The 14,425-nt window shown below is 66.2% G+C and carries 13 protein-coding genes; 9 read left to right on the top strand and 4 right to left on the bottom strand.

Annotated features, from left to right (window positions below):
• Positions 1-13: 13 nt before the first annotated feature.
• A complete protein-coding gene (locus ACZYZF_RS02120; protein ID WP_463834390.1) occupies positions 14-1,447 on the top strand; it encodes a hypothetical protein in 1,434 nt (477 codons plus the stop codon).
• 61 nt (positions 1,448-1,508) lie between these two features.
• Here ACZYZF_RS02120 and ACZYZF_RS02115 read toward each other — a convergent pair whose 3' ends face one another.
• Positions 1,509-1,943 (bottom strand): hypothetical protein, encoded by a 435-nt coding sequence (locus ACZYZF_RS02115; protein ID WP_463745697.1) that lies wholly within the window; start codon positions 1,941-1,943, stop codon positions 1,509-1,511.
• A 236-nt stretch (positions 1,944-2,179) separates the two neighbouring features.
• On the opposite strand from ACZYZF_RS02115, the gene urtA reads away from it, so the two are divergent.
• Genes urtA through urtE form a run of 5 tightly spaced genes read left to right on the top strand, consistent with a single transcriptional unit; the run spans position 2,180 to position 6,964 of the window.
• Positions 2,180-3,448 carry an urea ABC transporter substrate-binding protein gene (urtA, locus tag ACZYZF_RS02110; RefSeq protein ID WP_463834389.1) on the top strand — a complete coding sequence of 423 codons (1,269 nt, stop codon included), beginning with the start codon at positions 2,180-2,182 and terminating at the stop codon, positions 3,446-3,448.
• Positions 3,449-4,333 carry an urea ABC transporter permease subunit UrtB gene (gene urtB, locus ACZYZF_RS02105; RefSeq protein ID WP_463745695.1) on the top strand — a complete coding sequence of 295 codons (885 nt, stop codon included), beginning with the start codon at positions 3,449-3,451 and terminating at the stop codon, positions 4,331-4,333.
• Positions 4,330-5,460 carry an urea ABC transporter permease subunit UrtC gene (gene urtC / locus ACZYZF_RS02100; protein WP_463745694.1) on the top strand — a complete coding sequence of 377 codons (1,131 nt, stop codon included), beginning with the start codon at positions 4,330-4,332 and terminating at the stop codon, positions 5,458-5,460. The genes urtB and urtC overlap by 4 nt, the downstream gene beginning before the upstream one ends.
• A gap of 56 nt (positions 5,461-5,516) precedes the next feature.
• The gene (gene urtD / locus ACZYZF_RS02095; protein WP_463835109.1) at positions 5,517-6,272 is read left to right on the top strand and encodes an urea ABC transporter ATP-binding protein UrtD; all 756 of its coding nucleotides are present in this window, start codon (positions 5,517-5,519) and stop codon (positions 6,270-6,272) included.
• Positions 6,272-6,964, top strand: coding sequence for an urea ABC transporter ATP-binding subunit UrtE (urtE, locus tag ACZYZF_RS02090; protein ID WP_463745693.1), 693 nt, complete (start codon positions 6,272-6,274; stop codon positions 6,962-6,964). The genes urtD and urtE overlap by 1 nt, the downstream gene beginning before the upstream one ends.
• A gap of 13 nt (positions 6,965-6,977) precedes the next feature.
• On the opposite strand, the gene hisS is transcribed toward urtE, so the two are convergent.
• Both hisS and ACZYZF_RS02080 read right to left on the bottom strand, forming a co-directional pair.
• Positions 6,978-8,240, bottom strand: coding sequence for a histidine--tRNA ligase (gene hisS / locus ACZYZF_RS02085; RefSeq protein WP_463834388.1), 1,263 nt, complete (start codon positions 8,238-8,240; stop codon positions 6,978-6,980).
• A complete protein-coding gene (locus tag ACZYZF_RS02080) occupies positions 8,237-8,917 on the bottom strand; it encodes an MBL fold metallo-hydrolase (protein WP_463834387.1) in 681 nt (226 codons plus the stop codon). The genes hisS and ACZYZF_RS02080 overlap by 4 nt, the downstream gene beginning before the upstream one ends.
• A gap of 134 nt (positions 8,918-9,051) precedes the next feature.
• Here ACZYZF_RS02080 and ACZYZF_RS02075 point away from each other — a divergent pair, with 134 nt between their 5' ends.
• Genes ACZYZF_RS02075 through ACZYZF_RS02065 form a run of 3 tightly spaced genes read left to right on the top strand, consistent with a single transcriptional unit; the run spans position 9,052 to position 12,056 of the window.
• Positions 9,052-9,927, top strand: coding sequence for a peptidylprolyl isomerase (locus ACZYZF_RS02075; RefSeq protein ID WP_463745690.1), 876 nt, complete (start codon positions 9,052-9,054; stop codon positions 9,925-9,927).
• A gap of 7 nt (positions 9,928-9,934) precedes the next feature.
• Positions 9,935-10,936, top strand: coding sequence for a peptidylprolyl isomerase (locus ACZYZF_RS02070; protein ID WP_463834386.1), 1,002 nt, complete (start codon positions 9,935-9,937; stop codon positions 10,934-10,936).
• 19 nt (positions 10,937-10,955) lie between these two features.
• Positions 10,956-12,056 (top strand): preprotein translocase subunit SecD, encoded by a 1,101-nt coding sequence (locus ACZYZF_RS02065; RefSeq protein ID WP_463834384.1) that lies wholly within the window; start codon positions 10,956-10,958, stop codon positions 12,054-12,056.
• Here ACZYZF_RS02065 and ACZYZF_RS02060 read toward each other — a convergent pair.
• The gene (locus tag ACZYZF_RS02060) at positions 12,032-14,401 is read right to left on the bottom strand and encodes a RelA/SpoT family protein (protein WP_463745687.1); all 2,370 of its coding nucleotides are present in this window, start codon (positions 14,399-14,401) and stop codon (positions 12,032-12,034) included. The two genes, ACZYZF_RS02065 and ACZYZF_RS02060, sit on opposite strands and share 25 nt — an antisense overlap.
• Between the last annotated feature and the right edge of the window lie 24 nt (positions 14,402-14,425).

The following is a 14,425-nucleotide window of genomic DNA, read 5'->3' as shown; positions in this document are numbered from 1 at the left end:
TGGTTGGGCAGAGGTGAATCCGATAGTTCGCGCGATCCTGGGCGGCGTGTGTGTCGGTAGCGGCATCGCAATTGGGGCCTATTCCGGGGGCTGGTTCCTCCTGCTCGCGGTCGTTCTCGCCGCGATGGGGGTCGGGCTGATCGCCGGTGCGTTCACGCGATCGATCACTGCCGGTTCCGCCGGTGAACTGGTCCCGGTGACCGTCGACCTGATCGACCGGTCGGCGCCGAGTCCCGCGTTCGCGTCGACCCTCGTCGCCGGCGAGGCACGCCCGCGCGGAGACGTACCGTTCCGGTTTCACAATCTCGCGAACCTCTCGCGCTCGCAGATCGCCGGCATCGTCGCCGACGGTCGGGGCGAGTTGCCGTCCGAAGCGCTCGGCAGTCCCGGCAGCCCTGCCATCACCGAACACCGTGCCGTGCGGGCACACGCACCGGCGGCCCTGACGGCGGTCGCGGCGATGTGGGCCACGATGCTGCTGCCTCCGACCGACATCTGGGACCTCAAGCCGCTGACGCGGAGCGCCTCCTCGGCCGAGGTACCGTCCGTCAGCACCGGTGACCCCGACGCGCGACCACTGTGGCAGTGGTACGACGAAGCACTCGACCATCTGCGCGCCGAGGCGCACGAATCGCTCGACTCCCTGCTGAGCTTCGACATCCGCGACAACCGCGTCGACGTAGAGGTGTACCTGGGCGGCGACCGGATGCGGGCCTATCAGGGCGACATCGACGGTTGGGAGACCAGCGAACAGTCCACCAACTCCCGCAGTCGCGACACGTTCACCATCGACGACCTACAGGGATTCTCCGCACGCGACTTCCTGACCGGTGCGGCCGCGATGCTCCCCCCTGACCGAAGGGAGATATCCCGCTTGGAGATCGAACGCAACACTGACGACATTTTCGGCGCCGCGCGTCCGGTCCTGGCCGAAGCCACGTTCGGCGACCCGAGCATCCCGATCGACGGAAAACTGGACGGCACCATCGCGACGTGGTGGCCAAAAGACGACGTTGCGGCCGGACTGCACCAGGTCGAGGCTGCACTGGCCGCCAGAGGGGTAGCCACCGACGCCGCGGTGATCAAAGAGCTTGAGCTTTCCGCCGACCACGGCTTCACCCTCGACTTCTACCGGGGCACTCCGTATTACCGGACCAGGGCACACGCCGGCAGGTTCGCCAGTCCCGACGACCTCATCGGGGAAGGTGTCTTCTCTCGCTTTCGGTTCTCCGACGTCTCGGCAGACGTGGTCACCGCTTCGCGTGACGACGCGATGCGCCGGTACGACGTCGATCTGGTGGACCGCGGCAAGGCCGACATCACTATCGGCGAATGGGGCAGCGAGGGCGGTGACCGCGAGGACGAGGTCGTGATCGAGGTGGACTACAACGACGCGCACGGCGGGAAAGCGGTGTATGCGTTATCCGGCGAGTACCTCACCGGATAGCGCGGGTCGGATCACCACACCCGCGGGCGGGTCAGATCACCACACCCGCGGGCGGGTCCGATCACCACTGGCCGAGCTGGCACCGCGGGCTGTACGGATGATCGTTCTGGACGGCGATCTGACCGTCGACGGCGATCTCACAGTGAGCGTTCGGCTGGGCCTGGCCGCCGTGCGTCGTGCTCGCGACGGTGAAGATCGCCCACTGCGGGTCGGCAAGCGTGGTCTCGAAGACCCAGGGCGCGTCAGGGCCGACGTTCACCGTCGCCTTCTGCAGGTACTTGTACGCGTCAGCGTTGTAGGCGTCTTTGCTCGCAGGCTGCGTCGTCAGGTAATAGAGGTCGAATTCGTAAGGCGCGCCGGACGTGAGCGTGTACTTGACCTGATGGCCTTGGCCCGCCGGGTCCGCATACGACGTTGCGTTGGAGACCGCCATACCCGCGGCCGCCAGAACCAGCGCCGCACCCACCGTGGTTGTCGCTTTTCGCATGTTCCTCATATCGACGCAGGCTACCGCCTTGTTACAGGTGCGACCAACGGGTCTCGTGACACCGCGCCAACGGCAAACCAACTCGGTCTAGCTTGAGGTTAATTTGTTTGTCACACACAGACATTTCCCAGTAACAGCGGCGCTCTAACGTCCCGATTCGACACCACGCACCGTGTGTTCAAGCTCTTGCACGCCGCCGACCGTGATCGGCCGAGAAGCGCTGCAATCAAAGGGAAAGGTCGCCCATGCGAGATCCAGGACGTGCCCCGTTGCGCCGGTCGACGTTGGCTGCAGGGAGTTTGATTGCCGTCGCCGGTTTGTTACTGGCGGGCTGCGGCAGCCGGGCGAGCGACAGCGACACAGCAAACGCGGCATCCTGTGTGGACACATCCGGCCCGAAAATCAAGGTCGGGTCGTTGAACTCGCTGTCGGGCACGATGGCCATTTCCGAGGTAACGGTGCGCGACTCGATCAAGCTCGCGGTCGAGGAGATCAACGCCAAGGGCGGCGTTCTGGGCAAACAGATCGAGCTGATCGGTGAGGACGGCGCTTCGGAGCCCACAGTGTTTGCCGAAAAGGCCGAGAAACTGATCAGCAGCGACTGTGTGGCGGCGGTGTTCGGCGGCTGGACGTCGTCGAGTCGCAAGGCAATGCTTCCGGTGTTCGAGAGCGCCAACGCGCTGCTGTACTACCCGGTGCAATACGAGGGCCTTGAGTCGAGCAAGAACATCTTCTACACCGGCGCCACCACCAATCAGCAGATCGTCCCGGCGCTGGACTACCTCAAGGAGAAGGGCGTCAAGTCGCTCTACCTCGTGGGCAGTGACTATGTGTTCCCCCAGACGGCCAACCGGATCATCAAGGCCTACGCCAAGGAGAACGGCATCGAGATCAAAGGCGAGGACTACACCCCGCTGGGCTCGACCGACTTCTCCACCATCGTCAACAAGGTCCGCAGTGCCGACGCCGACGCCGTGTTCAACACGCTCAACGGCGACTCGAATGTGGCGTTCTTCCGCGAATACAAGAACGTGGGGCTGACCCCGCAGGAGATGCCGGTGGTCTCGGTCTCGATCGCCGAGGAAGAAGTCGGCGGGATCGGTGTGCAGAACGTCACCGGCCAGCTGACCGCATGGAACTACTACCAGACGATCGACACCCCGGTGAACAACGCCTTCGTCAAGGCCTACAAGGACTTCGTCAAGGATCCCAAGAAACCGACCTCGGATCCCATGGAAGCCGCCTACGTCTCGGTCTATCTGTGGAAGAACACCGTCGAGAAGGCCAAGTCGTTCGATGTCGCGGCGATTCAGGAGAACGCGAACGGTGTCAGCTTCGACGCCCCTGAAGGCAAGGTCACGATCGACGGCGAGAACCACCACATCACCAAGACCGCACGGATCGGCGAGATCCGCCCTGACGGTCTGATTTACACGATCTGGGAGTCCAAGGGCCCGATCGATCCGGACCCGTACCTGAAGTCCTACCCGTGGGCTGCGGGGCTGTCCGGCTAGATGGATATCCTTATCGGCCAGCTGGCAACAGGATTGAGCCTCGGCTCAATCCTGTTGCTGGCCGCGCTCGGCCTGTCCCTGACCTTCGGCCAGATGGGCGTCATCAACATGGCGCACGGCGAGTTCATCATGGCCGGCTGCTACACCGCCTATGTGGTTCAGCAACTCATCACCAATGCAGGTGCCTCACTGCTGATCTCGCTCGTGGTCGGCTTCCTTGTCGGCGGTGCGATGGGCGCACTCCTCGAGGTGACGCTCATCCAGCGGATGTACGGCCGTCCGCTTGACACGCTACTCGTCACATTCGGTGTCGGCCTGATCCTGCAACAGGTGGCCCGCGACATCTTCGGTGCGCCTGCGGTCAATGTCGTTGCTCCGGAATGGCTCTCGGGTGGGGTCGAGATTCTCGGCGCCGTGGTGCCCAAGACCCGCATATTCATCCTGGTGCTGGCTGTCGTGTGCGTGGCGGTGCTGGCCACCGTGCTCAAGACCAGCCCGATGGGCCGGCGGATCCGGGCAGTGGTCCAGAACCGGGATCTGGCGGAGACCAGCGGCATCTCTTCGCGCAGAACCGATATCACCACCTTCTTCATCGGGTCCGGCCTGGCCGCGGTGGCCGGTGTGGCACTGACGCTGATCGGCTCCACCAGTCCGACCATCGGCCAGAGCTTCCTGATCGATGCGTTCCTGGTGGTCGTGGTTGGCGGTCTCGGTCAGATCAAGGGCACCGTGATCGCGGCGCTGACCCTGGGCTTCCTGAACTCGTTCATCGAGTACAGCACCACAGCGTCGCTGGCCAAGGTGATCGTGTTCGTCATCATCGTGATCTTCCTGCAGGTGCGCCCGCAGGGGCTGTTCACCGTTCGAACGAGGAGTCTGGTGTGACGAGATTCTTGGGACGTTGGCAAACCTGGGCAGGTTTCGCGCTCGCCGCGGTGGTGCTGTTCGGGGTGGCACCGGTGGCGCTGTCCGACTTCCGGCTCAGCCTGCTCGGCAAGTTCCTGTGCTTTGCCATCGTGGCGGTGGGTATCGGATTGGCTTGGGGCCGTGGCGGAATGCTGGTGCTTGGGCAGGGCGTGTTCTTCGGCCTCGGTGGCTACCTGATGGGTATGCACCTCAAGATCGCCGATGCCCAGATCCGTGGCCATGATGTGCCCGACTTCATGCAGATCGCCGGGGTGCGCCAACTGCCCGGCTACTGGGCACCGTTCGCCTCCCCGGCCTTCACACTGTTCGCGATCCTGGTGATCCCGGCGGGTATCGCGGCGCTGCTGGGATTCGGCGTGTTCAAAAGACGCGTCAAGGGCGCCTATTTCGCGATCCTGTCGCAGGCACTGGCTGCGGCACTGGCGATCCTGCTCGTCGGCCAGACGAGCCTCGGCGGAAGCAACGGGTTGACCAATTTCCGGACCTTCTTCGGGTTCAACCTCAATGACCCGGCCAACAAGCGGATGGTGTACTTCATCGCGGCAGCCACGCTGCTGATCGTGGTGGCCGTGGTCCGTCAACTGATGTACAGCCGCTACGGCGAGTTGCTGGTTGCCGTGCGTGACGGTGAGGAGCGCGTGCGGTTCCTGGGTTACGACCCGGCCAACATCAAGGTCGTGGCGTACACCCTGGCCGCATTGTTCGCCAGCATCGCCGGTGCCTTGTTCGTGCCGATCGTCGGATTCATCGCGCCATCGCAAGTCGGCATCGTGCCATCCATCGCGTTCCTGATCGGGGTCGCGATCGGCGGACGCACGACACTGCTCGGCCCGGCCCTCGGCGCCATAGGCGTCGCTTGGGCGCAAACCCTGTTCTCCGAACGGTTTCCGTCCGGATGGATCTACGCCCAGGGCCTGCTCTTCATCGTCGTGGTCGGCTTCTTCCCCGCCGGCCTGGCCGGCCTCGGTGTGCTGTTCTCCCGGTGGCGGCGCAAGCGGTCTGCCGAAAACGATGCCGACGACTCCCACCCTGAGACGGCACCGGACACCGATTCCGATGCCGAGAAAGTAGGTGCCGCATCGTGACGGAAACCGAGGAGGCAGAATCCACACCGAAGCCGTTGGCCGGCGGCAACGCGGGCATGGGTGCCGAATACCTTGAAGTCCGGGGCCTCACGGTCGATTTCGATGGATTCAAGGCGGTCAGCGATGTTGATCTCACGCTGTTCCAGGGAGATCTGCGCTTCCTGATCGGACCCAACGGTGCGGGAAAGACGACCGTCATCGACGCCATCACCGGACTGGTGGGCGCCACCGGTTCGGTGAACAAGTCGGGGGTGGAACTGCTCGGCAAGAAGGTGCACCAGATCGCCCGGGCAGGTGTGGGCCGCACATTCCAGACCGCCAGCGTGTTCGAACAACTGACTGTGCTGCAGAACCTCGACATCGCCGCGGGTGCCGGTCGCTCCTCCTGGACCCTGCTGCGCCGGCGGCGCGGCATCCTGCCCGCCATCGAAGAAGCCCTGGAAACCACCGGGCTGGTAGATCTCGCGGACCAGCCGGCCGGCGTCCTGGCTCACGGGCAGAAACAGTGGCTGGAGATCGGCATGCTGCTGGTGCAGAACGCCGAGGTCCTACTGCTCGACGAGCCGGTGGCCGGGATGAGTCACGAGGAACGTGAGGAGACGGGAAACCTGTTGCGCCGCATCGGCGGAAAGCGCACCGTCGTCGTGGTCGAGCACGACATGGACTTCATGCGGGCATTCGCCACCTCGGTGACGGTGCTGGCCCGCGGCAAGGTGATCGCCGAGGGGTCAGTTGCCGAGGTACAGGCCAACCCGAAGGTCCAAGAGGTCTACCTCGGCACCGCCGCGGCCGGCGTGGAAGGAATCGCCTGATGCTCGAAATGCTTGATGTCCGGACCGGTTACGGTCGCTCCGAAGTGATCCACGGCGCCAGCATCGCAGTGCCGTCCGACGGTGTCGCGGCGGTGATGGGGCACAACGGCGCCGGTAAGACGACGCTGTTGAGGGCGGCTGTAGGACTACTCAAATGCACTGCGGGCAAAGTCCTTTTCGATGGCGAGGACATCACCAGATTGCGACCGAGCGCGCGCGTGGCCCGCGGCCTGGCGTACGTGCCCCAGGGACAGCAGTCGTTCGGCCAGCTGACCACCGCGGAAAACCTGCAGGTGGTCGCCGACGGCCGTCGAAACGGCAAGGCGCTGATCGACGAGCAACTGGACCTGTTCCCCGCGCTGAAGGAGCTGCTCAACCGGCGGGCCGGCCTCCTTTCGGGCGGACAGCGGCAGCAGCTCGCGATCGCCAGGGCGTTGATCACCACGCCCAAGTGCCTGATCCTCGACGAGCCGACAGAGGGGATCCAGCCGTCGGTGGTCGCCGAGATCGAAGCCGCGATCACCTCGCTGACAGCAGGCGGCGATCTGGGCGTGTTGTTGGTGGAGCAGCACATCGGGTTCGCACTGGAATCCGCTCAGCGCTACTACATCCTGGAGTCCGGCCGCGTCACCTCCAGCGGCGCCGGTGGCTCGACTTCGGAGGCCGACGTCCGCGCCGCCATGGCCATCTGATCCCCCGTGACGGTCAGGCGAGGCGGGAAAGGACCTCGGCCACAACGGAATCGGCGGCGACATCGATCTGCTCGCCGGTCGAGAGATCCTTGAGGCCGACCGTGCCGGCTTCGATGTCGCGGTCGCCGGCCACCAGAGCGTATTTGGCTCCGGAGCGGTCGGCCGCCTTCATCGCGCCCTTGAGCCCGCGGTCACCGTAGGCGAGGTCGACGCGCACGCCGCCGGCCCGCAGCCGCGCGGCCAGCTTGGCGAGCTCGAGCTTGGCCGCATCGCCCAGCGGCACACCGAACACGTCGATGCCCCCCACCCCGGCCACCGTCTTGCCCTCGGCCTCCAGCGCCAACAGCGTGCGGTCGACACCGAGGCCGAAGCCGATCCCCGAGACGTCCTGACCACCGAGCTGACTCATCAGACCGTCATAACGGCCACCGCCGCCGATGCCGGACTGTGCGCCCAGTCCGTCGTGCACGAACTCGAAGGTGGTCTTGGTGTAGTAGTCCAGCCCGCGCACCATCCGCGGGTTGATCACATAAGGCACGCCGAGTGCGTCGAGGTGTGCCAGCACCACCTCGAAGTGAGCCTTGGCGCTGTCCGACAGATGGTCGAGCATCAGCGGGGCGTCGGCCGTCATCTCCCGTATGTGCGGCCGCTTGTCGTCGAGCACCCGCAGCGGGTTGATCTCGGCGCGTCGCCGAGTGTCTTCGTCGAGATCCAGCTTGAACAGGAATTCCTGCAGCAGCTCCCGGTACGCGGGCCGGCAGGAGTCATCGCCCAGCGAGGTGATCTCCAACCGGAACCCGTCCAGGCCCAACGACCGGAACCCGGCGTCGGCCACCGCGATCACCTCGGCGTCAAGTGCCGGGTCGTCGATCCCGATGGCCTCGACGCCGACCTGCTGAAGCTGACGGTAACGCCCGGCCTGGGGGCGTTCGTAGCGGAAGAACGGGCCGGCGTAGCAGAGCTTGACCGGCAGCGCGCCCCGGTCCAGCCGGTGCTGGATCACCGCGCGGATCACCCCTGCGGTGCCCTCGGGGCGCAGGGTCACCGAGCGGTCACCGCGGTCGGCGAACGTGTACATCTCCTTGGACACGACGTCGGTGGACTCGCCCACACCGCGGGCGAACAGCGCGGTGTCCTCGAAGATCGGCAGCTCGATGTCGCCGTAGCCGGCGCGACGCGCCGAGGCCAACAGACCGTCTCGCACCGCCACGAACTGTGCCGACTCGGGCGGAAGATAGTCGGGCACGCCCTTGGGCGCCTGGAATGCAGAAGTCACAGAGTCAAACCTTCGAGAAACGGGTTGGTACGGCGTTCTTGCCCGATGGTCGTGCGCGGGCCGTGCCCTGGTAATACCACGGTGTCGTCGTCGAGTACCAACAGCTTTGTCACGATCGACTCGAGAAGGTCACGTCCGCTGCCACCGGGCAGGTCGGTGCGGCCCACCGAGGACCGGAACAGCGTATCGCCCGTGAACACGGTCTGGGCGTCCGATGCTTTCTCCGGCCCGCCCGAGACCCGGAACACCACCGATCCCCTGGTGTGGCCCGGCGTGTGGTCGACGGTGACCGAGACGCCGCCGAGATCGAGTACCTGGCCGTCGCGGTCCAGCTCGACAACCTGTCTGGGCTCGGAGAACAGCACACCGAACGCCAATTGGGCGAGGCGCGGCCCGAATCCCTTGATCGGATCGGTCAGCATGAAGCGGTCTTCGGGGTGGATGTAGGCGGGGCAGCCATAGGTGTCGGCGATCTTCTGGGCCGACCAGATGTGATCGATGTGACCGTGGGTCAGCAGGACCGCCGCCGGGGTCAGGCGGTTTTCGTCGAGAATCCGGCGCAGCCGGTCCATCGCCCGCTGACCCGGATCGACGACGATCGCGTCGGCTCCTGGTCGCTCGGCCAGGACGTAGCAGTTGCACGCCAGCATCCCGGCCGGAAATCCGGTAATGAACACGGCCCCAGTTTCCCACGTGGCCGCTTCCCCGATGTGCCGCGACCTTGCGGTTCCCGCGGGTCGCAGAACCGGCATCCAGATTCGCCTGGCAGACTCGTGGCCAACCTCACCCGCCTACAAGGAGGACTGCCGCGGTGCCGACCAACGAACAACGGCGTGCGACGGCCAAGCGCAAGCTGGAGCGCCAGCTGGAACGTCGCGCCGCCCAGGAACGCAAACGACGCATCCTGACCATCACGGGGACCGCGGTCGCAGCCCTCGTCGTCGTCGGGGCCGTCGTGGCCACGTTCGTCTTCACCAGCAAGGACTCGGGCAGTACCACCGCCTCGGCGTCCACCACCACCGCAACGTCGGGCACGCCTGCCCAGCCTGCCGCCGAAGGTCAGCTGCCGGCCTTCGCCGCACCCGCCGACCTGGGCGCCAACTGCCAGTACCCGGCCGCCGCGGCTGCCAGCAAGTCGGCCACCCCGCCGCGCACCGGAAAGGTCCCCACCGATCCGGCCACGGTCAGCGTCAGCATGGTCACCACCCAGGGCAATATCGGGCTCCAGCTCGACAACGGCAAGGCCCCGTGCACGGTCAACAGCTTCGCGAGCCTGGCCGGGCAGAATTACTTCAACGACACCCCGTGCCACCGGCTGACCACCAGCGGTATCTCCGTGCTGCAGTGCGGTGACCCGACCGGCCAGGGCACCGGTGGCCCCGGCTACCAGTTCGCCAACGAGTACCCCACCAACCAGTTCCAGCCGGACGACCCGGCGCTGCAGAAGCCGGTCGTGTATCCGCGCGGAACGGTGGCGATGGCCAACGCCGGGCCCAACACCAACGGCAGCCAGTTCTTCCTGGTGTACCAGGACTCCCAACTGCCCCCGAACTACACGGTGTTCGGCAAGATCGATGACACCGGCCTGGCCACCCTCGACAAGATCGCCGCGGCCGGTGTGGCCGGAGGCGGAGCCGACGGTAAGCCGACGCTCGATGTTCAGCTGAAGTCTGTGGCTCTGGATTAGTCCCCCATTGACTCTCCCGCCACCCTACGGCGGTTACCAGCCGGAGCATCCCAGTTACCCGTCGGAATACCCGGTGGGATATCCGGCCGGGTATCCCCCGCCTGCCCACACCAACGGCATGGCGGTCGCCGCACTGGTGTGCTCGGTCGTGTTCGCGCCACTGGGCATCGTGTTCGGGCACATCTCGCTGTCGCAGCTCAAACGCAGCGGTGAGCAGGGTCGCGGCCTCGCGATCACGGGCCTCGTCATCGGGTACGTGATGACGGCACTGGCCCTCGTGGCGGTCGTGCTGACGGTCGTCTTCGCCGTCATCGTCGTCAAGGCCGCGGAGAACATGCCGCGCCAGGACCGCTACACGGCCTCCCCGGGTACCGGCCAGGAACTCCCCGAATTCGCACCGCCACAGAACCTCGGCGCCAACTGCCAGTACCCGGCCACCACCGAACCTGCCACCAAGCGGGCCACCCCGCCGCGCACCGGCACGGTGTCGACCGAACCTGCCACGGTGCCCGCAGGCATCGTCACCGACCGCGGCAGCATTGGCCTCAAGCTCGCCAACGGCAAGGCGCCGTGCACGGTGAACAACTTCGCGAGCCTGGCCGGGCAGGGATTCTTCGACGGTACCCAGTGCCACCGGCTGACCACCGGCGACCTCGCGACACTGCAGTGCGGCGACCCGTCGGCCAGTGGAACCGGCGGGCCCGGTTACCGGTTCCCCAACGAGTATCCGACCAACCAGTACCGGCTCTCCGACCCAGCCGTGCAGCGGCCGGTGGTCTACCCGCGTGGCACCGTCGCGATGGCCAACTCCGGCCCGGGCACCAACGGCAGCCAGTTCTTCCTCGTGTACGAGGATTCGTTCCTGCCGCCGACATACACGGTGTTCGGCACCGTCGACCAGACCGGACTGGCCACACTCGACGCGATCGCCGCGGGCGGGGTTGCCGACGGCAGCGACGACGGCAGGCCCGCCGCGCCGGTGACGATCACATCGGCGAGCGTGGACTGACCCGGGCGAGGAGATTGCGGTGTCCTATCCAGTTCCATCCCAGTTCCCACCGCCACCCCAGCCCAACGGCACCACCGCGTTGACCCGCACGCTCGGGGTGCTGTTCCTGGCGGTACTGATGTGCGGCTACGCGACAGCGGTGTTTCTGACGCGGCACATCTGGGAGAACCGCGAAGCCACCCGGATGACGTATTCGACCGCGACGGCAGACGGCTCGCCATCGTCACCTGACGCCGTGGCGAGAGCGCGGGCGGTCGTCGAGAAGCGCCTCTACGAGATCGGGTTCTCCGGATCCGAAGTGGGTGTCGACGGAGACACCCTGGTGGTGACGGTCCCGAGTCGTGACCCCGACGCGCTCCGGGACATCGCCATGCCGGGACGGCTGACGATTCGTCCGGTGGTCCACGCGATGGCCGCCAAGACCGGATCCTCGTCACCCCCGGCGACACCCGCCCCCGGCGTTACGAAACCCGCTCAGGCACAACGGATTTCCGACGAGAAGGAACTCCGGCAGAGCACCAACCCGTCGATCCAGATCCTGGCGCTGCAGTACCAGGCCAGCCGCTGCGGCGATGACGACGACGTGCTCGCCGGCCACGACGACCCCGACCTGCCGCTGATCACCTGCTCCACCGACGGGGAAACCGTCTACCTGCTCGGCAAATCCGTGATGACCGGCGCGGAGATCAGCGACGCCGATTCGGGCTACCGCAGAGACGCGGGACAATACGCCGTCGATGTGGCGCTCAGCGGCGCCGGAACGAAGACATGGGCCGACTTCACCTCCGCCAACATCGGCACCCAGACCGCATTTACCCTGGACACCCGAGTGGTCAGCGCACCAGAGATCCGTGAGGCCATCACCGGCGGCCGGGTTCAGATCACGGGTAACTTCACCGCCGATTCGGCGCGCGAACTGGCCGGCGTCCTGAAATCGGGCTCGTTGCCGTTCTCGTTGTCGCTGGAAACCTCCCAGGACGCGACGCTGCCGGCGGCGGCGATCGCCAAGATGCTGCGCGTGCTCATCATCGTGGTCGGGATGGGCGTCCTGGCGATCACCGTGGCCGGGGTGGTCTACCTGGCACGGCGGCGCGATCAGGCCGCACTGGTGATGCGGTAGACGTCGTAGACGCCTTCCACATTGCGCACCACGCTCAGCAGGTGGCCGAGGTGCTTGGGATCGCCCATCTCGAAGGTGAACCGGCTGATCGCCACCCGGTCGTTGGAGGTGGTCACCGATGCCGAGAGGATGTTGACCTTCTCGTCGGCCAGCACCCGCGTCACGTCGGACAGCAGACGGTGCCGGTCCAGCGCCTCGACCTGGATGGCCACCAGGAACACCGACGACGGCGACGGCGCCCAGTTCACCTCGATGATGCGCTCCGACTGTTGTTGCAGCGAAGCCGCATTCGTACAGTCGGTGCGGTGCACGCTGACGCCGCCACCGCGGGTCACGAAGCCCATGATGGTGTCGCCCGGCACCGGGGTGCAACACTTGGCGAGCTTGGTCAGAGTTCCGGGTGCTCCCGGCACCGCGACGCCGGTGTCGTCGGTGCTGCGCTGACGCACCGGCATGGTCAAAGGTGTGGAACGCTCGGCGAGTTCGTCCTCGGCCGCGTCGTCGCCGCCGAACTGGGCAAGCAGACGCTGCACGAGGTGGCGCGCCGAGACGTGGCCCTCACCGACCGCGGTGTAGAGGGCGGAGACGTCGGTGTAGCGCAGTTCGCGGGCCAGCGCGCCCATGGAATCGGCATTGATCAAGCGCTGCAACGGAAGTCCGCCCCGGCGGACTTCCCGCGCGATGGCGTCCTTACCGGACTCCAAGGCTTCTTCGCGGCGTTCCTTGGCGAACCACTGCCGGATCTTGGCCTTGGCCCGCGGCGACACCACGAACGTCTGCCAGTCGCGTGACGGTCCGGCGTTGGGGGCCTTTGAGGTGAACACCTCGACGACTTCGCCGTTCTCCAGCTTGCGCTCCAGCGCGACGAGCCTGCCGTTGACCCGGGCCCCGATACAGCGGTGCCCCACCTCGGTGTGCACTGCATAGGCGAAGTCGACCGGCGTCGACCCGGTCGGCAGGTTGATCACGTCGCCCTTGGGGGTGAAGACGAAGATCTCCTTGACCGCAAGGTCGTAACGCAGGGACTCCAGGAACTCGCCGGGGTCCGCAGCCTCCCGCTGCCAGTCGAGCAACTGGCGCATCCAGGCCATGTCGTCGATCTCGGTGGCGGCGTGGCTGTGCGGAACTCCGTTGCGGCCCTTGGCTTCTTTGTAACGCCAGTGCGCCGCGATACCGTATTCAGCGGTGCGGTGCATGTCGCGGGTGCGGATCTGCACCTCCAGCGGCTTGCCCTCTGGCCCCACCACCGTGGTGTGCAGCGACTGGTAGACGCCGTAGCGAGGCTGGGCGATGTAATCCTTGAACCGGCCCGCCATCGGTTGCCACAGCGAGTGCACGACGCCGACAGCCGCGTAGCAGTCCCGGATCTCGTCGCACAGGATCCGCACGCCGACCAGGTCGTGGATATCGTCGAAGTCGCGGCCCTTGACGATCATTTTCTGGTAGATCGACCAGTAATGCTTGGGCCGGCCCTCGACCACCGCGTTGATCTTCATCGCGCTCAGTGCCACGCCGATCTCGGCGCGCACCTTGGCCAGGTACGTGTCACGCGACGGCGCCCGGTCGGCGACCAGTCGCACGATCTCCTCGTACTTCTTCGGATGCAGGATCGCGAACGACAGGTCCTCAAGCTCCCACTTGACCGTCGCCATGCCGAGTCGATGGGCAAGCGGCGCAATCACTTCCAGTGTCTCGCGGGCCTTGCGGGCCTGCTTCTCCGGTGGCAGGAACCGCATGGTGCGCATGTTGTGCAGCCGGTCGGCCACCTTGATCACCAGCACCCGCGGGTCGCGGGCCATCGCGATGATCATCTTGCGGATCGTCTCGCCCTCGGCGGCCGAGCCGAGCACCACCTTGTCCAGCTTGGTGACCCCGTCGACCAGGTGACCCACCTCGGCCCCGAACTCGGCGGTCAACGCCTCCAAGGTGTATCCGGTGTCCTCCACCGTGTCGTGCAGCAGGGCAGCCACCAGCGTGGTGGTGTCCATGCCGAGCTCGGCCAGGATGTTGGCCACCGCCAGCGGATGGGTGATGTAGGGATCACCCGATTTGCGCAATTGGTCGGCGTGGCGCTGGTCGGCCACGTCGTAGGCCCGCTGCAGCAACTGCAGGTCGGCCTTGGGGTAGATCTCGCGGTGTACCGCGACAAGCGGTTCCAGGACCGGGTTGACCGCACTGCGCTGCGCGGTCATCCGGCGGGCCAGGCGCGCGCGCACCCGACGGGAAGCACTGGACTTGGTCGTATCGGGGACTTGAGCGGGGTCGGATCCGGTGGCTCCGGGCAGCGCCGGGGGCAACTGGGCCGTCTGGCTCGTGCCCGGGTCCGTAACCGGTTCGCTGGCCATCCTCACCTCCCGCTGTTGACCTGA

Source organism: Mycobacterium sp. IDUB_24 (assembly GCF_055419385.1).
Note: the sequence above shows the minus strand (reverse complement) of the source record. Positions and strands in the feature narration are given on the sequence as shown.

Coding starts and splice junctions, on each gene's coding strand:
- ACZYZF_RS02115 (WP_463745697.1), bottom strand. CDS start 1,943: ATGAGGAACATGCGAAAAGCGACAACCACGGTGGGTGCGGCGCTGGTT.
- urtA (WP_463834389.1), top strand. CDS start 2,180: ATGCGAGATCCAGGACGTGCCCCGTTGCGCCGGTCGACGTTGGCTGCA.
- urtB (WP_463745695.1), top strand. CDS start 3,449: ATGGATATCCTTATCGGCCAGCTGGCAACAGGATTGAGCCTCGGCTCA.
- urtD (WP_463835109.1), top strand. CDS start 5,517: ATGGGTGCCGAATACCTTGAAGTCCGGGGCCTCACGGTCGATTTCGAT.
- urtE (WP_463745693.1), top strand. CDS start 6,272: ATGCTCGAAATGCTTGATGTCCGGACCGGTTACGGTCGCTCCGAAGTG.
- ACZYZF_RS02060 (WP_463745687.1), bottom strand. CDS start 14,401: ATGGCCAGCGAACCGGTTACGGACCCGGGCACGAGCCAGACGGCCCAG.